Origin of the sequence: Shewanella inventionis (assembly GCF_014641855.1) — a bacterium.
Classification (GTDB): Bacteria; Pseudomonadota; Gammaproteobacteria; order Enterobacterales; family Shewanellaceae; genus Shewanella; species Shewanella inventionis.
On the sequence record NZ_BMII01000010.1, the window covers coordinates 65280 to 84092 of the forward strand.

The 18813-nt window shown below is 43.9% G+C and carries 15 protein-coding genes and 1 pseudogene; 5 read left to right on the forward strand and 11 right to left on the reverse strand.

Annotation, left to right across the window (positions count from 1 at the left end):
* Positions 1-282 precede the first annotated feature (282 nt).
* Positions 283-2133, forward strand: a complete 1851-nt coding sequence (locus IEW93_RS07385; protein WP_229706635.1) for an SLC13 family permease — start codon at positions 283-285, stop codon at positions 2131-2133.
* Positions 2134-2337: 204 nt separating this feature from the next.
* On the opposite strand, the gene IEW93_RS07390 is transcribed toward IEW93_RS07385, so the two are convergent.
* The 3 genes from IEW93_RS07390 to IEW93_RS07400 all read right to left on the reverse strand — a co-directional run bounded on the left by IEW93_RS07390 (position 2338) and on the right by IEW93_RS07400 (position 4645).
* Complete coding sequence (locus IEW93_RS07390) at positions 2338-2847, reverse strand: hypothetical protein (RefSeq protein ID WP_188738528.1); 510 nt, start codon at positions 2845-2847, stop codon at positions 2338-2340.
* 299 nt (positions 2848-3146) lie between these two features.
* Positions 3147-3872, reverse strand: coding sequence for a hypothetical protein (locus IEW93_RS07395; protein ID WP_188738530.1), 726 nt, complete (start codon positions 3870-3872; stop codon positions 3147-3149).
* A 74-nt stretch (positions 3873-3946) separates the two neighbouring features.
* Positions 3947-4645, reverse strand: coding sequence for a hypothetical protein (locus IEW93_RS07400; RefSeq protein WP_188738532.1), 699 nt, complete (start codon positions 4643-4645; stop codon positions 3947-3949).
* 216 nt (positions 4646-4861) lie between these two features.
* On the opposite strand from IEW93_RS07400, the gene IEW93_RS07405 reads away from it, so the two are divergent.
* Both IEW93_RS07405 and IEW93_RS07410 read left to right on the forward strand, forming a co-directional pair.
* The gene (locus IEW93_RS07405) at positions 4862-5752 is read left to right on the forward strand and encodes a tyrosine-type recombinase/integrase (protein WP_188738534.1); all 891 of its coding nucleotides are present in this window, start codon (positions 4862-4864) and stop codon (positions 5750-5752) included.
* Positions 5749-6816 carry an IS91 family transposase gene (locus tag IEW93_RS07410; RefSeq protein WP_188738536.1) on the forward strand — a complete coding sequence of 356 codons (1068 nt, stop codon included), beginning with the start codon at positions 5749-5751 and terminating at the stop codon, positions 6814-6816. The genes IEW93_RS07405 and IEW93_RS07410 overlap by 4 nt, the downstream gene beginning before the upstream one ends.
* 267 nt (positions 6817-7083) lie before the next feature.
* Here the strand turns inward: IEW93_RS07410 and IEW93_RS07415 are convergent, their stop codons facing one another.
* The 6 genes from IEW93_RS07415 to IEW93_RS07440 form a co-directional block, all read right to left on the reverse strand.
* On the reverse strand, positions 7084-7326 hold the full coding sequence (locus tag IEW93_RS07415) for a hypothetical protein (RefSeq protein WP_188738538.1): 243 nt from the start codon (positions 7324-7326) through the stop codon (positions 7084-7086).
* A gap of 198 nt (positions 7327-7524) precedes the next feature.
* Positions 7525-7857 (reverse strand): hypothetical protein, encoded by a 333-nt coding sequence (locus IEW93_RS07420; RefSeq protein WP_188738541.1) that lies wholly within the window; start codon positions 7855-7857, stop codon positions 7525-7527.
* Between the two features lie 1373 nt (positions 7858-9230).
* Positions 9231-10142 carry a 2OG-Fe(II) oxygenase family protein gene (locus IEW93_RS07425; RefSeq protein ID WP_188738543.1) on the reverse strand — a complete coding sequence of 304 codons (912 nt, stop codon included), beginning with the start codon at positions 10140-10142 and terminating at the stop codon, positions 9231-9233.
* 505 nt (positions 10143-10647) lie between these two features.
* A complete protein-coding gene (locus tag IEW93_RS07430) occupies positions 10648-10950 on the reverse strand; it encodes a hypothetical protein (protein ID WP_188738545.1) in 303 nt (100 codons plus the stop codon).
* Positions 10951-11025: 75 nt separating this feature from the next.
* Positions 11026-11727, reverse strand: a complete 702-nt coding sequence (locus IEW93_RS07435) for a fibrobacter succinogenes major paralogous domain-containing protein (RefSeq protein ID WP_229706636.1) — start codon at positions 11725-11727, stop codon at positions 11026-11028.
* Positions 11728-11821: 94 nt separating this feature from the next.
* Entirely contained in the window at positions 11822-12721 is a 900-nt protein-coding gene (locus IEW93_RS07440) for an AraC family transcriptional regulator (RefSeq protein ID WP_283104354.1), read from the reverse strand.
* 175 nt (positions 12722-12896) lie between these two features.
* On the opposite strand from IEW93_RS07440, the gene IEW93_RS07445 reads away from it, so the two are divergent.
* Together IEW93_RS07445 and IEW93_RS07450 are read left to right on the forward strand one after the other, a co-directional pair.
* A complete protein-coding gene (locus IEW93_RS07445; protein ID WP_229706637.1) occupies positions 12897-13850 on the forward strand; it encodes an SDR family oxidoreductase in 954 nt (317 codons plus the stop codon).
* Positions 13851-13894: 44 nt separating this feature from the next.
* Complete coding sequence (locus IEW93_RS07450; RefSeq protein ID WP_229706638.1) at positions 13895-14782, forward strand: patatin-like phospholipase family protein; 888 nt, start codon at positions 13895-13897, stop codon at positions 14780-14782.
* Positions 14783-14935: 153 nt separating this feature from the next.
* On the opposite strand, the pseudogene IEW93_RS07455 reads toward IEW93_RS07450, so the two are convergent.
* Positions 14936-15252 (reverse strand): annotated as a pseudogene (locus tag IEW93_RS07455) (amidase); the annotation flags it as partial.
* A 231-nt stretch (positions 15253-15483) separates the two neighbouring features.
* Entirely contained in the window at positions 15484-18573 is a 3090-nt protein-coding gene (locus tag IEW93_RS07460) for a choice-of-anchor O protein (protein ID WP_188738549.1), read from the reverse strand.
* Positions 18574-18813: the final 240 nt, after the last annotated feature.

Here is an 18813-nt window from a genome sequence, read left to right on the forward strand (position 1 = left end):
AATACCAATTCCACTAAAGCTTGTGATCCCACTATTGCTTGAGCCATGGCTATAACGGTGAATTGACAAAATATCCTTGGTATCCATCAACTTATTATCAATTGCTTCCAGCTAATTTGGCTAAATAGATTATACTTAGTGTGATTGTAATTGTAGCCGGTAAGGAGACAGAGCATTGAAACAACTCAATAGGTGTTGTCTTACAACTCGAGCACAGCAGAATTGTTGCGCTGTGTTGCAACCAACCAAATGTAAGCCGTGTTCATGACAAATGACCAGCTAATGATTCTGCTGATTTTGTTCGCCACTGTAGGCCTGTTCCTATGGGGACGTTGGCGCCATGACATGGTGGCGATCTGCTCTCTGGCTGCGTGTGTACTCACTGGGCTTGTGCCATCAAGTGATGCTTTTGTTGGTTTTAGTCACCCAGCCGTAGTCACTGTGGCTTGTGTTCTTGTGCTCAGTCGAGGGCTTCAAACCTCAGGGGCAGTTGACGCACTATCACGAGCCGTATTACCTGCCCGCGCAGGCGTGCTACTTAGCATGTCAACGCTTTGTGCACTTGGTGCGGTGCTTTCCGGTTTTATGAACAACGTTGGCGCAATGGCGTTGCTGATGCCTGTTGCGGTGCAACTCGCTGGTCGTCTAAATCTGACGCCAGGACAACTTTTAATGCCGCTGGCATTTAGCACGATTCTTGGCGGCATGACCACAATGATAGGCACACCGCCTAACCTGATAGTCTCTAGTTTTCGCGATCAAACAGGCACAGGCAGCTTCGCCATGTTCGACTTTCTGCCGGTCGGGCTTGCCGTTGCAGCAGCCGGTGTCAGCTTCATCACTCTGATAGGCTGGCGACTGGTGCCAGCACGTAAGCAGTCTGGGGTAAAAGGCTTTGAATCAGAGGCTTACATAACCGAAGCCCGTGTACTCGAAAACAGCAACGTTGCAGGCATAAGCCTGCGCGATATTGATAAAATGATCGACGAAATAGATGCCCAGATCATCGGTATGGTTCACAATGATGTCCGTATGATGGCACCTAGTGCTTGGCGTAAGGTTCGTGCTGGCGACATTCTCGTTATCGAGGCTGAAGCCAAATCACTGGCAGTTACACTCTCTACACTTGGTCTAGAGCTTGAGGAAGCTATCGAGCAAGAAAAGGCCGACCAGAACAAGGCTAATGACGCAGTAGAAAACCAAGAAAATGCGCCAAATAATGACGTTGATGAACCGCTCGACAAGAGTAAAGAACAAGATCAAACTAAAACCTCAGACCATAACGTACTGATGGAGCTTGCTGTATTACCTGGGTCTCCTTTACTTGGACGTTCGGCCACCGATATTATGCTGCGCACGCGCTACGGCATGAACCTGTTAGCAGTATCACGCTATGGTAAGCCTTCATTGTCACGATTACGTTCACGGCCTTTTCGTTCAGGCGACTTGCTATTAATGCAGGGTTCCCCTGAGGCAATAGCTGAATTTGCCAGTGATAACAACTGTGTCCCCCTAGCCAAACGGGAACTGCGCATACCAAGCAAACGTAAAGCTTGGGAAGCAGGGATCATCATGACTTTGGCCGTAGGTGCTGCAGCCTTTGGTTTACTTCCGGCAGCAATATCATTTGCTCTTGGCGTACTCGCCTCTATGGTATTGCGAACCGTACCACCACGCTCAGTTTACAATGCTATCGACTGGCCAGTGATTGTACTTCTCGGCGCGCTGATCCCCGTTGCTGGCGCAATGGAGTCCAGCGGTACAGCAGACCTAATGGCACGGTTTTTACTCAACAATATGGCACAAGGAAATGCTGTACTTGGGTTAACGCTTATTCTGGTTGTCAGCATGTTCCTCTCCGACTTGATGAACAATACAGCAACCGCAGCCGTGATGTGTCCCATAGCTATTGCCACCGCAGCCGCGCTTGGGGTCAGCACCGACCCCTTCCTGATGGCTGTAGCTATCGGTGCCTCTTGTGCTTTTCTCACCCCCATAGGCCACCAAAACAATACTTTGATTTTGGGGCCTGGAGGCTTTGGTTTTGGTGATTACTGGAAGCTAGGCATCCCGCTAGAGTTACTTGTGATCGCTATCAGCCTTCCCACGCTGCTTTGGGTGTGGCCGCTGTAAGTGTTAACACACCTAACTGATTTGCGCCCCGCGTTTTTCAACTTCGCAAGAAAAATGAGTGGAATAGTTATTTTGTATAACGATTAAATAAAAATACAGCGTTTCTCGAACTGCTATTTACCTCATAAAGAGCCACTCTAGGGTCTTCGGGTTAATTAAAAGAGTAGACTTGGGATAAGGGCGCGGCTTATCCTTTTTGTATGTTTACTTTTCAAAAAAGCCTAATTCAGCACTACCATTAACTTCAATTTTATTTTTAATGACTTCACCGGTATCTTTTAATTCAATCCAAACAGCGGAGTAGCTCTCACCAAGAATACCTTTAACAATATACTCTTTATTAGGTTCAGGTTTAAAAACAATATTCCCTTTTACTTCATAAACTTTATCAGCAAATGCCTGCATTGGTGCAGCATGTTCAGTTCTACCTATAATATTAAAAGTTGCTTCTTGAGATGGCACATCAGTTTTAAGTAATTCTGTGGTTAAATTAAAACCCTGACCATATGTAGCATTCCTAGTCGCACTTAACGTGTTATATATCTCTTTACCATTAACCTTACTTAGATAAAACAGATCTGATTTGCCATTGGAATGCCTTTTTTCAGAGCTATCAATTTTTGAAATTTCTCCTTGATAGTTTTCTGGCACTGGTGAATAAGTAGAAGCACAACCTGTAAGTACTAACGCGAAGCATGTAAACAATATTTTCATTTAATTTCCCTATTTGGTTAACACTTAAAGCTTGAGTAAACATAACGAACCTAAAGAATTACTCGTTTTAAAACTTATCTTGATTAACGAACAAACAATATCTGAGTTTGCATTTTGATTCAATTGTTTAGTGGTACTTAGATTGTTATTTAAGATGCAGTTTTGCTAGGGTTTTTAGTACGCTTTTTTGAAGTAAAAAGGTATACCCCTTTTTAATCAGGGGCTGATAATTGTTTGCTAAAATGTGTAGCGGAGCGGAACCGAACAAACTGTTAGCAGTCCCATGCTTGATGAGCTTGTTAAATGTTTTTGCTCGAATACTGTGCAACGATGCCAATCCATGTTTTCTCCATTTCAGGTAGTAGTTTCTGGAAGGCTGCTTTTTCGGTGGTGACACACATATCATCCACAGCGTCTGAGGTACTCCAGACACTGGAGTTTTTGCTCTCCTTCGCAGTAGCCTCCGATAGGCCATAGAGGTACTCGGTGCGGACATCAAAGAAAGCAGAAGAAACTGTTGTGGTAACAGTAACCTCCTTGTTCTTGAGGAAGCCTAGTGAAATGACATTGAGTGGTGCAAACTTTTGCTCCCCCGCGTGTAACGATGTATCAAAGGTATAAATTAGCAGTATGTCTGCTTTCAGTCGGGCCGATGCCTCACGAAGAGATTTGATTGAATCGAGGTTTTCGGGGAGCAGAATTCTATTTAGTGGAGCAATTCCCTCTACTTTAGGTAGATGGGATAGCCTATTGAAATCTTCTTCTGTTTCAACCTCGCGCGTGGTGACTACGCTGTAGCGGCCTGTACCAAAGCTATTTACTTTGTAAGATTCGTAGCCAGGTGCTTGGATGCGAGCTACAGAAATATTTGCGGGGAAGTTGGCTGCTGGCTCTTTGGCCATTAACTCTTTGATGTCAGTGTCACCAAGTTCACTTAGTTGAACGCTGCCACCAGGCGTAGTGTAGGAGGCGCAGCCGCTCAATATCACCAATAATCCAATTAGTACTGCTCCATATAATCTCATGTTTTCTCCGATCTTGATGTTTAGTGGAATTTAACGCCTAGCTCACCGCGCGAGCGATAGCGAATCCGGTGCAGTTACTTGTTAAATTTCGATTCATGATGCTTGTAATATGTTGAACTGCCTGCCCAATTTTCCACGGTATTGCCCTCGATTTTCCTAATGAGCATATCCAATGCTGGGGTTGTAGAACGCTTTTCATTTTTCTTGACGACCCCGCCTGAGACAAAAACATAACCTTTTTCAAACATATCATCACAACCTGCCTTACACATTAAGGCAGCGATATTATCGAAGTCGAGTTTCTCTGACTTAGAACACTCCGATCTTTTCTTAATGTGTGCAGCGACTAAGAACTCTAATGGGTACTCGTTTTCACAAAGTACGCACTTAGCTATTGTCCGACCGCGCGAAATGTGAGAGCGAAGAAATGCTTGCTCCTTTCTTGATTTTGAAATCGAATCAACATCTAACTCCACTTCCTCGCTCAATTTTGGAAGTACACTTTTTGTCGTGACTGGCGGTGAGCTGGAATCAGTAAATTTGATGTTATCGGCTGTAATTAATGATGCTGCCTGCTTGATATCAGGACTGGACATTCTTGCCCCTAGGCCAGATCGTACTAATGCTTCAAGCTCTTCCTCTGTATCCACATGAACATAATCAACTTCAAATCGCGATGGGCTAGCGACATATCTTCCGTCATTATGTTTGTGCGGATATATAGGCTCACCTTTGTATTCGCCTCTGGACTTGTAAGCTATCAGTTTACTCACAGACTCTCCCTTGAAATTCAACGCCCAAATAAGGGGCTGATTAATAGTTGGCTAAAATGTGAAGCGGAGCGAAACCGAGCCAACTGTTAGCAGTCCCGCTTAATTTTCTTGTTGAACGAAGCCGCTCTGCGGCAGAAAAGATAAAAGCCCATCTTTCTCACCATCATAAATACTTACTAGACCCTGCCTACCTTGGCATTACCTAGGAGTATCACCATGGAAACTCATGAACAACAACGCTTTGATTTTCTTTATCAACAACATCTTACCAATTTAACCCTGCAAGGCAAGCGACCTGCTACCATCGATGCGTACAGTCGCGCCGTTAGGCGCATTAGTGCTTATTTTGACTGTTGCCCTGATAACCTTTCAACCGATGATTTGAAGCGTTATTTTGCTGATTTAATTGCCTCTCACTCCTGGAGTACCGTAAAACTCGACCGTAATGGATTACAGTTTTTCTACCGGTATGTCCTTAATCAATCTTGGGAGTGGCTCAACATTGTTAAGCCGCCGCAGGTCAAACGCCTACCGGATATTCTAACCCCTGCCGAAGTCTCAATCGTCATTAGCCTCACCCATAAGCTGCGATATCAAGTGTGCTTTTTAACCTTATACAGTATGGGGCTGCGCCTCGGTGAAGCAATTTCATTGCAGGTTGGCGATATCGATTCAGCGTTGATGCAGGTGCATATTCGTGACGCCAAAGGCGGCAAGGATAGGCTAGTACCTTTACCGCAACGCACATTGTTAGCGCTGCGGTATTACTGGCAAACCCATCGCCATCCTCGGCATGTATTTCCCGGTAAAGACGGTAAACCAGACTCGCTGATGGACCGCGGTGGTATTCAAAAGGCCATGAAAAAGGTGATTTCTGAGTGCAACATTCACAAATCTATCAGTCCACATAATTTACGTCACAGCTATGCGACTCATTTGCTAGAGCAAGGATTAGATTTACGCTCAGTACAACACCTGCTCGGTCACAACAGCCTAAACACCACAGCAAGGTATACACGTCTCACTCAAATTACCCGTAAGAACACGGCCTTGTCGGTTAACCAGCTCACTAATAATTTGGTGTTGAAGTGGGAGTGTGACATATGAAGTTTATCGATATTTTACGTGACCATCTTGATGTGTTTAATCAAGCTTATGACGGCCAAATAACAACATCAATGCGTCAAGCGATTAATGCCATGCTGAGTTGCCGCACTCATACCCAACGCGCCAGCCTCTGGACTTGTCAGGGGTGTACTCATACAGCTGATTTTCCGCTGTCATGTGGTCATCGCAGTTGTCCCCAGTGTCAGTACAACACCACGGCAGATTGGTTAGCGAAGCAGCAGACCAAACTGTTACCTGTCGATTACTTTATGGTGACATTTACGTTGCCATATGAACTGCATGTGGCGGCTAAATATCAACCGGAATCACTCTATCCAGCCATGTTTTCAGTGGCTGCCAGTGTGCTCAAAGACTTTGCGCTTAATTCACCAAAGCTTAGCGGTGATATTGGTTTTACCGGCGTATTGCATACTCACAGCCGGCGGCGTGATTTACATCCGCATATTCACTTTATTATTCCAGCGGGCAGTTTCAACAAAACCCAACAACACTGGAAAAAGAATAAGGGCAAATACCTGTTCAACGCTTTCAATTTAGCTAAAGTGTGGCGCGCACGTTTACTGGAACAGTTGGTAAAACTGAATCTCAAACTGCCAACCTCACTGCCGAAAAAATGGGTGGTTGACTGCCAGCATGTGGGCAAAGGGTTGCCTGCACTGCAATATCTATCACGCTATCTTTATCGTGGTGTACTGCCTGACAAAAACATCAAAAGGCTCGTCGATGACAATGTGAGTTTCGAGTATGAAGACAGCCAAACAAAGTCAACAAAAGTCCGCACTTTACCCACCATAGAATTTCTCTGGTTAATACTGCAACACGTATTACCGAAGGGATTAAGACGAGTGCGCGACTATGGATTACTCAGAGGCAATGCCAAAAAACTCAGGCTACAAATACAACTGATGCTGGCGGTTGCTGGGGCTGTATTTCCAATCATTCCAGAGATAAAGCGCAGATTAGCGACGCGCCGTTGCCCCTGTTGTCAGCAACCAATGCGCTTTATGGGCATAGTGAAACGACCGACAAACTTAATACCCTGACCCTAATGTTGAAAATGATAATAAGGATAATGGCTTAACTGAATACCGTGGAGGGTTAATTTAAGATACTGAAATATAGCGAGTTAACTAATTAGCAAAGAGGCTAAGGGAACTTGCTGCCTACTGAAAAGTAGCGAGCTAACAATCACATCAAACAGCGCGTTTTCTCGAACTGTTAATTACATAATAAAGAGTCACATCTCACGTGTTCGGGCTTGTTCAACACTTGGGATAAGGACGCGGCTTCGCGCGGCCTATCCTTATTAGTTATGCTTTACGTTTAAGTGAAACAGGTAAAACAAAGAACACTGTAATGATTATTATCAAATCTGCAATGCTAGCAACCACATCAAACGCCTCTTTGAATACTTCTATATCTCCGGCCTTAGTTTGTTCATAAGCATTAAATATGTGTACTAGATCTTCTCTGCTTTCGGACTTACTCAAAAAAGACTCTGTTACGGCTTTAGTACCTGCATCACTATGAGAAATAATTTCGTTAGTTGACATGAACTCACCATTTACGTCTATAAATGGTATAGATAAAAAAAATCTTATGATTAATGCCAATATAATTATTATGACGGGATGAATTATTGCTTTAATGCTCGCCACGGACTCTCCTGTAAAACATAACGCCGCCATAAAACGCGCGACGATAGGAGCGTCGTAGGCCGCGTTTTTTGCGGCCGATTTTTCATGGCCTTGTTAGCTGTATACAACGAACACGTCCTGTAGTTTAGTTTTATTTGTTGCTGAAATCTCGCACCAGTAGATTCCGAAAGGTATACCAAAGTAATATGGCTTTAACTTCAGTTTGAATAAGCCTGGGGTATACGGCTTGAAAGACATTCTCAACTTTAATATGCCTTTCTTTATGAGAAGCTCATTTTCTTCATTCTTTAATACCTCTATCTTCGATAATGGTGCATTGAGATAGAAGTTTGTGCTCATACCAAATATTGGCGTGATTGTGTAGTAAGTCTCACCGTTTTTCTCGTAGAGCTTCGAATTCAATGTCCCTAAAGGTATTTCCTGCATACTCTTCCCAGCAGCTAACGCTTATTGAAGGGCAAATGAAAATTAAAGTCGCCCTTTAAGTTATTGATTAATAACATCCTACATTTACTATCTTATTGTTGTAAAGCAGTTTTCTTTGACGTCACTTACAAATAAAAGCGGGCTTGCGCGTTAAAAGTGGGCTCTATATTCGCTAGAAAATTATAATTTATTAATTTCAATGCATTAAGAAAACCTCTATTTATTTTTAGTACAACTTTAGCTTGATTATTAGCCGATTTAGCTTGGAAAGTTACTAAACACCATTACAACACCTGTAAAGCTTGCCCCCCCTTATTATCCTTTAGGTAAACCAAGAATTTTCGTAAATAGGTTTCAATGAAACAGCCTAAATTCATCTTTGAACTTGAGGACGTTGAAGACTTTTTACAAAAGAATACGTGAGCTGGCCAACGCATGCACCTCACTAAACGATTCTTTAAAACTTGCTGATAAGACAAACATTAACAGCTTCATCATGGTGGCTTGCGAGCCGACCGTCCGACCCTCGGCCGCTCTTTGGCATCTGACCCATATGGATATGGGAAATGTCACCCTGATGTAGGGAACATCATTGACCATGCCATCGCGGCATTTGTGAGTCCTTCACATCAGAGTGTCGGTCGAGCTACATGGATGTACTAGTGCGTGTCGGTAAGTGAATGCCATGTTGAAGCCAAATAAAACCTTGCAGTTATATGCTTTGCAATAGGCGAGGCGCCACGACGTTAGTGGCCGCAGGCCATAAGTACAAAAGTACAAGCAAACACCTGGATCCCGGCTTAAAAGCACTGCCGGGACGACGAGAAAATAGCTAACAAGCTTCTATCCAAAATACGTTAGATCTTTCAATTTCAAACAAGGTTGAATCGAAGATCACTATACGGCGGATGTAATCGCGGCTATGACCTTCGAAAACATGGATGTTTTCGCAGAGCGCCCATGGATGGGTTTACCGCGTGTCATAGAAGTGATTTCATTTGAGTATCGTTGCCTAACCCCTCAATTTAGCCTGATTTGAGTTTTTATAAATTTCCATCCAAAAATGCGTTAGATAGCATCTAAAGTAGCGGCTTACTTTCATTGGACACGCTTACTCTGGTGGGCGAAGCGCCACTATGCTAGTGGCCGCAGGCCATAAGTACAAAAGTAAAAGCAAACACCTGGATCCCGGCTCAAAAGCATTGCCGGGACGACGATTAAATTAACCTGCGTTAGTTGGTCATTTACGACCCTTATCTGGTGTGGGCGAAGCGCCACGACGCTAGTGGCCGCAGGCCATAAAAAAGAGTCCCGGCTCAAAGTAATGCCGGGACAAAGTGAGGGGGTATATTTAACCTTTTGCCATAAACTAGTTAAAACGGGGCAAAACTATCTAGTGCAGCCGTTGGTGTTGTCCAACGTTCGCTTGCATCTATATCTGTGCGCTTAGCGTCTTGTGGTGGTATTTGGCCTCGATCGCCATATAGCCACAACACAAAGTTAGTGCGCTCGCCACTTGTTATTGGCTGAGCTGCATGAACCACATTGCCACGGTGGATCATCGCAGTACCTGGTTTAAAGGTTAAGCTATGTTTTTGCCCTGAAGCCAAATCAAAAAAGTCGACCGCAGAACCGGTAAAGGCTTCGTCTGGCAAATTTAAGTTAATGTTTAATGTGACCGCCGATGCATCCGTATGAGGACGAATAGAGCTGTCAGTATTTGGCTGATAATGAATCGAAAAACCAAATGTTTGCGTGTCGTACCCCATGATTTCAGGAAATAGCATCCGCGCGATTGGGCGCATATAGGTATTTAACATTTCACGATAAAATGCTTGGAAATTTGGTGCGGCAAGGTAGCCTTCTGAGCGGCTGTCGAGCATAGCACCACGGCGATTAAGCACAATGCCATAAGGTGGACGCAATGGAATTTGTGCATCCCATACGCGCTCTAAATATTCACGCAAATCCGCTAGGCGCTCAGGGTCGAAAAACTGCAACTCAAATACGCCAGGTGCCACTTCTTGCAGCAGCTCTTTAACTGCCACGTCTTTACTTGGGTCTTGCCATGCTTGAGTGACCGCATCACGTAAACGTTTATCAAGTAATGAACTGTCGAGTGTAAGTAAGTTATCTTGCTCGGTTTGTTGCCACTCGTTCCAGGCATCACTGAACAATGCTTTATGGGTATGCCAAAACTGATGTACTGATGGATCGCGGCGTAACATGGCTTCTCTTGACGGTAATGCAATGGCACGCGCTTGCTGTAATTGATTAAATGACATAATGAGTAACACTCCTATTCTGTGGCTCGGTGATCACTATCACCTTGCGAGGAGCTCAATTTATTACATCTATTTACATGAATAAATAACACGTTCAAGCAAACAGAATTAAGATTTTATTTATAATAGCGTTAATATAGGCCTTGGTTTTAACTGTTTTTCTAGCTCGAACTCCATTACTCGTGAGCTTTCAAGGTGTTAACCTCCAGAGAAAATGCGTCAAATGCACGGTGAACAGGCTCAAATAACCCAATAATATTTTCGAACTCAGAATTAGCCAGGATTGTGTCTGTAAGTAATTAACCACATCACACTAAATTTGGGGTATCTATACCCAATCAGGATAAATAAGTTATCAAAGATTGCGTAGAAAATCGCTTAGAATAAGGCAGAATTGCAGCGTGCGTGTTCTACCTTCAACATTTCTAACGACGTTAAAAGCGGTTTTAACCAGCAAGAATGATCACATTTTTGTGCTGATTATTAATTAGTCTAAATGCGCTTGCTAGCCGGCAGGAGTCAATAGACTCATCCACTCATCCGTATTCGCTAAAATGAATGTTTTTATCTGGTTATCTGTAAACGTTAACTCAATCGCATCAGTAGAGAGAGGTAAAATCCCAGCACCTTTGGCCATAGATTTTTTAACCTTGATGATGTGAGAGAGTTCAAATGTGTATGGGCCAAGGCCAAGCTGTTTATTGTATGGTTCGAAATTGATATGTGATGTGGTCAGAGTGAGTTTACCATCTGACTTAGCAACCCCAGCTTGTAGTGTTGCTGTAACAGACTTAATTACATTTTCCATGTCATCCTCCTCAAAGCGCTAAAGCTTGATGTGTTTGCGCTTCTCACAAAGCTTCTGGTTTAACGTAAACCCACATTAAATTCTGACACACCTCACCGAAAACATATACTCTTTTGAGCTGGTCGCACGGCGGATTTCAGTTTTATGCGCATTCCACCACGAGTATGCAAGTGTGCGAATAATAGCTTGGTTATCGGTTGCACTGGTTGCGGTCCAAAACTCGGTGTACGCCCCCTGAGTAATGTAAAACCCGTTCCATTTTACGCCTGCAGGTCTTGCAAAAAACTGCTGCTTATTAACTAGTGATGGTTCGAATTTAGTCAATAGCCCATCAGCTTGAACCTCTTTTAACTGTAAACCAATATGTTGCTCACCGCCGCGCCAACCGTTTTTGTGCACCTCTGCTTCAGGCATGCCTAAGGTGCGCTCTTGGACTTTCCAATCTTCATCGGTGGCAACTCGCCAGCCCGCAGGGCAAAGGTTTCGTTCATCTGACACATCATGCCAGTTGTACAAGCGGCCATATGTTAATAGGTTTGCCGCATCATCATTTGGCACTGCGCCCGAGCGCACCGCTGAGCCATCTTGAAACTGAGTACTGCGAAGGTTTTCAGCAAGCCAAACTTGATCGCCAATACTCACAGTGAGGTACACATTACCTTCTCTGTCTTGAACTGTATTGTCGAGTTTATGTAACTCGCTGTTGATACCGCTGGCCGATGCCGCTGTTGATGCCATGACCATGCTTACTCCTATCGATAAGATGAGTTGTTTCATAATGAGTCCCCTGCATTACCTTTAAGCAAACAACTTTAACGCTCAAATCAGTATCAAACTAGGCGATATACTGTCTAAAACATGCCTATTTATATCAATGTGCGATTTTAGCTTCTAACTCGAGTAAGGGGGTTGAATGACTCCATTGCTTAGGCGACTTGCCATACATACGCTTAAATTCTCGACTAAATTGCGACGAGCTGACATAACCTACCTTCATCGCAGCTTCACTGACATTCATACCGGTGGCGATTCTCATGGCGGCATTGTTAAGGCGCATCGATTTCATAAATTGAATAGGCGACATTCTGGTGGCTTGTTTAAATTTACGATGAAAAACCGCCCGGCTCATACCCACTAACGAAGCTAAATTATCTATGGTGACATTTTTATCCAGGTTAACAGATAAATAATCAATAGAGCGCGCAATCTCATTACCCACACCAAACGCCCGTCTGGCTGAAATCCCTGCGTCCCCTTTTAATACGGCGTAGTACAGCTCTCGCAATCGGCTTTCGCCTAGTATTGAGGCATCTGAGGTGCCATCAAGTTGCAATAGTCTCAGTAGCGCATCCGCAAAGGCGTCATCCCAGTTTGCAAGAGAAAGCCCTTGTGGCTGTGTGCTGCTTTTAGGTTGCTTAATGGTACCAATGGTATTTTCCATTTCGATAGCAAGCTCTGTCATTACTTTAGTATTCAGTGAGATGTAAACACCCAGTAGTGGCTCATCGACTGAGGCTTCTGGCGTGCCTGACTCTACGGGCAAAGAAACGGTGCAACACATGTACTGGCTGTTGTCGTAGATATACCTTTCGCCTTCAAGAATCGCCTCTTTTTTGCCATTCAAAATGACGATGATGGTGGGATCATAAACCGCTGGCGAGCATGGAATGGCCTGAGTGACCCTGAACAAACTCACCCCCTTTATACTGGTTTCAATCATACCCTCACCAGTAATGCGTTTTTCGACTAACTGCTTTATTTTTTGTCTCATCACTTTTACCTAAAAACAAAATTGATACAAATAGGCATATTTTAGACACTAATACGCCTATTTTAAGCCAAAATTGAGAGATATAGTACATTCAAGATAACGATACTACCGCAAAAAGCAACATGCAAATGAATTAACGGTGATATCGCAAGGCATCACAACACTGGTAACGATTATGACAAATATGCTAACAAAACAATTTGGTAAAAAAGGTTGGACCCCAGAGCGTATTGGCTCACTTAAGGGGAAAACCTATGTGATCACTGGCGCTAACAGCGGCGCAGGCTTTGAGGCATCTCGCATTTTGCTGAGTAAAGGTGCCAAGGTTGTGATGATGAACCGAAACCCTGATAAGTCAGCAACGGCCATTGAGGCGCTAAAATTGTCTCTAGGCCAGCACATTGATGTAAGCTTTATTCAGGTCGATTTAGGTGAGCTAGGCTCGGTGCGCACTGCGGCAAACGAGTTACTTAACTTAACGCCGTCAATCGATGCGCTGATCTGTAATGGCGCCATTGCACAGGTCGCAAAACAACAAATAACCGTTGATGGTTTTGAAAGCCAACTCGGGGTCAATCACTTTGGTCACTTTTTGCTTTGCGGGCTGTTGTTTGATCGTATCAATGAGTCAAAGGGTCGCATTGTGATGGTGGGTAGCAACGCTTACAAGATGGGCCTTAAGCGCATTAAATTTGAAGACCTCAATTTTGACAACAAATACACCGCTTGGGACTCATACGCACAAAGCAAACTGGCACAAATGATGTTTGGTTACGAACTGCAGCGTCGTATAAAAGCGGCAGGCAAAAACGTAGAGGTACAAGTGTGTCACCCTGGCGCTTCTCGCACAAACTTGCTAAAAGATACTGCCAGTACTTTTAACAAGATTTTATGGGCGGTGATGTCTCGGGTTATAGCACAATCTGCAGAAAAAGGCGCATGGCCAGAGGTGATGTGTGCAACAGAGCAAGGGCTGCAATCGGCTGCGCTTTATGGCCCAACTAAACGCGCCAATACTGTTGGGCCGGTGGATCAAAATAAACTCGATAGCATCGCACTTAATCAAGACATGGCAGCCAAACTGTGGACGCTATCGTTAGACAAAACATCACTAAACTGGTTGCTTTAATCTAAAAACGATCGCATAAAGCGCTTGGAGAAAATGATTTGCACATGTCTTTCAATATGTTTAACACCATAGTGCTAGCCGTTGTCACTGTGTTTTTAATGGCTTGCGCATCACCTAATGTCTATAACGATCTTAATGCCACTTCACCAAAAATACATACACAGCATAAGCTGGGCATTGCTTTTGGTGGTGGCGGTGTGCGCGGCTTTATGCATTTAGGGGTGATAAAAGCGTTAGAGGAAGAAGGAATAAAACCCGATGTAGTCAGTGGCACATCTGCAGGCTCCATCGCCGCCATTTTATACGCATCAGGAATGAGCAATGATGCGATGCAAGCGGCCATTGAAGACATAGAAATATCTGATATTGCTGATTTTGTGTTGTCGTCAAAGGGGCTAGTTAACGGCAAAAGACTATCCGATTGGGTTAACGCACAAGTCGACTATGACAATCTTGCCGATATGCCGATGCCCGTTGCGGTTACCGCAACCAACATGACCACACACAAAACGGTGATCATTCGCTCTGGCGATCCAGGCCATGCAGCACAAACTTCATCAACGATCCCGGGAGTGTTTATTCCGGTTGAGCACAAGGGGGATATTTTGATCGACGGTGGGGTTTTCAGTGTTGTGCCGGTTTATGCTGCAAAAGCATTAGGTGCAAAAAAAGTGATAGCCATAGACATTTATTGTCACAACCAAACTCAAGGCCAAAGTGAAACATCGGCAACTCAGTTAACCCTCGCCGTATTTAGAATGCAAAGCTGTAGACTGTCGAAGCAAGAAATAAAGAGCGCAGACATCATAATAGCCCCAACTTATGAACCTAATGGCAGTGCAGCATTTGATGATAAAGCCGCTGCGATTCATGCTGGTTACACGGCAACTAAGGCAGTGATACCGCAGATAAAAGCATTACTCTTAAATTAAGCGATAACCGTCACAGCTCATTGAGTTGTTAAGTCATTAGTAAAAGATGCGATAAACCTGAACTCTAGATAATAAAAACGGGATGGCTTTATCAAAGCCCATCCCGTTTTTGTATCAATGCTAAGAGTTTAATTTAGCACTTAACTTTAATGCTTATTGACCAATCTCTGGTGTGCGAGGTGGAATAATGCGCTTGTTGTCATCATAAGCTCGGCCTGCAAATGTTAACCCAACAGGCATGCCAATATCAGCTGAAGCGGGATTGACGTGCGCATCTGCGGTGCCAACATCTGCAACGGCAGGGAACAACACGGCATCGAGTTTGAGCTCGTCCATCCAGTCTTCTAGATCCAACTTGCGGGTTTTTCTAAACAGCGTAAACCATCGGGTACACTGTCGATTTGGTTATAAGGTTTAAGTCCTCTTTTGGCCATGTTGACGTATTCATCCATGCCAGCAGCTAAATCACCTATGGTGCTCTGGACGTAAACCTGGAACGATCCATAAAAAGCTGCAAAACCTTAGGGAGAATGGAAAGCGATTAATCCTACCGAAAAAAGAAAGCGAAAACCATTTCCAAGACAACTGCTGTATAAAGCACCACGCTCCCCCCCCATAAAAAGAGCCGCTCACTGTTAAGCGAGCGGCATTACTTTGTCGAAGGAGGCTTACGCTAACCATTAAATCAATCTAATGATTCGTTAGTTTTTGCTTATGCGGGTTAATAGCCCAAGTCCAAAGACACCCAATAGCAACTCAAGTAACCCTACGCTACCACCGCTGCTACTACCAGATGTGGTAGTCGCTGTAGAAGTCAGTACCCCAACCGTGACTGGGTCGACAATAGTTCCATTAGCTTCGCCATCTTCATCAAGCTCTCCCCCATCTGTAATACTCACTTGTATCAAGTTATCACCAATGAGCTGCCAGTCTGCTTCATCAACTTCAACCGTACTGCCATCTGCTTTTACTTTAAGCAGCACAATATCTGTCGGTAATGCACTGCCAAAATTAATGGTTACGGCAATCGTACTCCCCTCAACAAGGCCTGTGACGTTGTAGCTAAATTGCGGCATAGGATAAGTATAATCGGTCCCTGTTGCTGTTGTTGAAGACACCACAAGGCCGGTGACACTACCCTGGTCAACCGTAATAGGCTGGCTATAGTTGTAAATGTAGGTGCCATCATCAAGTAACGTCATAGGAGCGCCTGCATCTTCAAGGTCAGCTTCAGCACGATACCTCACCACGGTATCTTGATAACCAGCTTCATCTGTTGAAGTTTCCATCCATACCGCATACAAATTATCACCGTTAGGCTTCATTCTAAGTTGTGATTCAAAGTCTGGTTCGCCTTCTGGATCTAATGGCACGGTAATATTGGCAGATAACAATTTAAGTGGTTCGTAAGTGCGGCCGCCATCTCTGGTTTTGGTGACAAACACATCAAGCTCAGTACCCGTACCAATATGCGCTAAGGTATTTTTGATAGAACCCCAAGCAACAATAAAGGCATTAGGATCTTGGCAATTATCCCCATCAGGATCATTAACAACATCGCATGCAGAGGTACTATTAGGCGCCCCCACAATACGTGGTTCTTTAATGTCTACTTCTAATTCAGGTAGATAGTTAGTCAAGTTTTGGGTACCTGTCCAGGTATGGCCTCCGTCATAGCTACGACGTGTAAAGAAGTTGTAGTTATCTTCGGTTGTGTACTTGGCCAGTGCCCAGTCTGATGTGTAACTGTAACCAAATAGAATGATATCACCGTTGATCGCACCACGATGTGCTCGGGCGTCTTCAAGATTATTATTCTCAGTTGTGATGGTTAAGGCTTCAATGGTCTTAGTTGAGTCATCTGTGGTGACTTCTGCAAATGCATTAGTACTTAAGTTAATGGCACCTGGGTTGCTAATACGATCTGACAGTGTGATAGGGGGAATGTGGTCTCTATCAGCATCAGTTAAAAAGTAATTACAACCACCCGCTTCTTCATAGGTGACATCTAAAACCGCATCACCGTCGGCAACCTCAACAACATTACCTATACCGTCTACATAACCACCAACACCATCAGGATAAACAACAGTTCCAGTCGATGTCAGTACATAACGGGTAAAGGTTGTAAAGCTGGTATCGACAGCAGGGGTAAAATCAAACGGGGTTAAACCTGTGTTAGTGGCATCCTCTCCCACTACGCCAATGCGGCCCATGATGTCAGAAGGGCCACCCTGGTCATACGCCCCTTCTTTCCAGAAAACCATCAACTTGGTACCACTTTGATTAATGGTTTCATCCATGCCTGCAACTTGATTGTAAAAGAAGCGTACGCGTCGAGCATTTTCTGTAGGATTACTCAGCACACATCCTATACGTGCAGGGTCTTCCCAATCAGGAGACTGATAAACATCACTGACGACGCCTTCAGTATCTGAATAGGATACTTGTACATCTTCACCATTGTAAACGGTGTCATCATCGGTAAAGTTGCCTTTAGCACCAGGTTGATTCTGGTTTTGAGAATTCCCCGTTGAACTGCCACCTTTTTGCAAACCTGAGCTAAAAGCGACATTAATATAACTTGCGGGTGGTTGGTCAAACGTAAAGCGGTGATAACGTATAACCTTACCAAAATCAACACCTTCACCGCCACCTTTGGTTTCTTCATAGGCAATAATCGTCACAGGTTTTTCACCAGGTACTTGCACCAAACCTAAATTGGCACGTGATGCACCTTCTTTACCGGTTTCGACAAGTAATGGCTGAGTATCTAAACAATCTGATGAGGCCGCACAGATTGGGTCAAGGTAGCCCGTTAGCTCTGTAACAACGTCATCCCCTTCACGCTTTTTGAATGTTTTAAAGTTGTTGGTCACACGAGACACATTGGCCGCAAATGAAATATCAGCAAGCGCGGGCGCTTTCATGTCCTCAATATAGGTGTACCAAATATCGGTACATTTATTGACATTTGCCCCACTGGCACCATCACCGGGACCATCGGCATCTCCTGTTTTTAAGCCTTCAGGATCTTCTTGCCAGGAAACATTCCACGCCACTTTAGCCCCGTCACTGTAAGTGGTTGCATGCGGTGTATTTTGCTTAGCATCACGTTCACCAAAGCTCAATTGTTCCCGTTTCCATGTCCCACCAGTAGGATTACTGTCAGCATCAACAGCACTAGGGTTTTTAGTATAGGCAATGTATGTACAACTAAAAGGAAGCTGCCTTCCCTCACGATCAATATAAGTAGAAGCACCCTGATGATAATTATAATCAGGTATATCATCGTTAATACTTGCATCATCCGTACCTATTGCTGGGCAGTATTTATCATCCCATGTCACAGCGACATAACCACTCGCGGCAAAGATACTCGGTTTACCAGAGTCACCGTAAAAGTCAGCGAGAGAAACCCCACCATTACCATCAGTTACCCAATAGCTTTGCTTTGATATTTTGCGTGCCGTATCAGAAATGTTGACCGCTTGTCCCCAGGTCGCACCGTCATCTTTTGATACACGTATAAAAATATCCTGCGCAGGGTGCTCTTTTTGCGCTTTAACGTCATAAACAGTCTGATTTTGACTATTTCCATAAGCATAGGTACTGACTAAATCACCGTTGGGCAAACGGATTATTTTACCTTTAGACGCTAAATCTTCTGTGAGTACCCCACCGTCATCATGAGGAGATATAGCCGTGACATCACTTGCTAAGGCAATTGAACACGTTGCTGTTGAAAAGTAAGCGGCGGCCATACAATAGAGTAGTTTTTTAAATTTCATAATAAAATTTCCTTATTGTCATTATTCAATGAAAAATCTTATTGTTAATTTCCTATCATCAAATCCCAAATGAATTGGATAATTTATATACAGCAATGACCGCGCCATAATGATAGCCGCACAAAAAATTTTCGATAAACACTGATAAATATCAAGTTTATGTGTTTGATTGATATACATAGTTTTTGTTTTTGTTAACATAATTGTCATAAGTGACAATTTTGTTGACAAAAATGGAGT

What these genes read in the sequence shown, in the direction of transcription:
- IEW93_RS07410 (WP_188738536.1), top strand. Translation starts at nt 5,749, where the DNA reads ATGAAGTTTATCGATATTTTACGTGACCATCTTGATGTGTTTAATCAA.
- IEW93_RS07425 (WP_188738543.1), bottom strand. Translation starts at nt 10,142, where the DNA reads ATGTCATTTAATCAATTACAGCAAGCGCGTGCCATTGCATTACCGTCA.
- IEW93_RS07435 (WP_229706636.1), bottom strand. Translation starts at nt 11,727, where the DNA reads ATGAAACAACTCATCTTATCGATAGGAGTAAGCATGGTCATGGCATCA.
- IEW93_RS07420 (WP_188738541.1), bottom strand. Translation starts at nt 7,857, where the DNA reads ATGCAGGAAATACCTTTAGGGACATTGAATTCGAAGCTCTACGAGAAA.
- IEW93_RS07445 (WP_229706637.1), top strand. Translation starts at nt 12,897, where the DNA reads ATGACAAATATGCTAACAAAACAATTTGGTAAAAAAGGTTGGACCCCA.
- IEW93_RS07395 (WP_188738530.1), bottom strand. Translation starts at nt 3,872, where the DNA reads ATGAGATTATATGGAGCAGTACTAATTGGATTATTGGTGATATTGAGC.
- IEW93_RS07405 (WP_188738534.1), top strand. Translation starts at nt 4,862, where the DNA reads ATGGAAACTCATGAACAACAACGCTTTGATTTTCTTTATCAACAACAT.
- IEW93_RS07415 (WP_188738538.1), bottom strand. Translation starts at nt 7,326, where the DNA reads ATGTCAACTAACGAAATTATTTCTCATAGTGATGCAGGTACTAAAGCC.
- IEW93_RS07385 (WP_229706635.1), top strand. Translation starts at nt 283, where the DNA reads ATGATTCTGCTGATTTTGTTCGCCACTGTAGGCCTGTTCCTATGGGGA.
- IEW93_RS07430 (WP_188738545.1), bottom strand. Translation starts at nt 10,950, where the DNA reads ATGGAAAATGTAATTAAGTCTGTTACAGCAACACTACAAGCTGGGGTT.
- IEW93_RS07460 (WP_188738549.1), bottom strand. Translation starts at nt 18,573, where the DNA reads ATGAAATTTAAAAAACTACTCTATTGTATGGCCGCCGCTTACTTTTCA.
- IEW93_RS07440 (WP_283104354.1), bottom strand. Translation starts at nt 12,721, where the DNA reads ATGAGACAAAAAATAAAGCAGTTAGTCGAAAAACGCATTACTGGTGAG.
- IEW93_RS07450 (WP_229706638.1), top strand. Translation starts at nt 13,895, where the DNA reads ATGTCTTTCAATATGTTTAACACCATAGTGCTAGCCGTTGTCACTGTG.
- IEW93_RS07390 (WP_188738528.1), bottom strand. Translation starts at nt 2,847, where the DNA reads ATGAAAATATTGTTTACATGCTTCGCGTTAGTACTTACAGGTTGTGCT.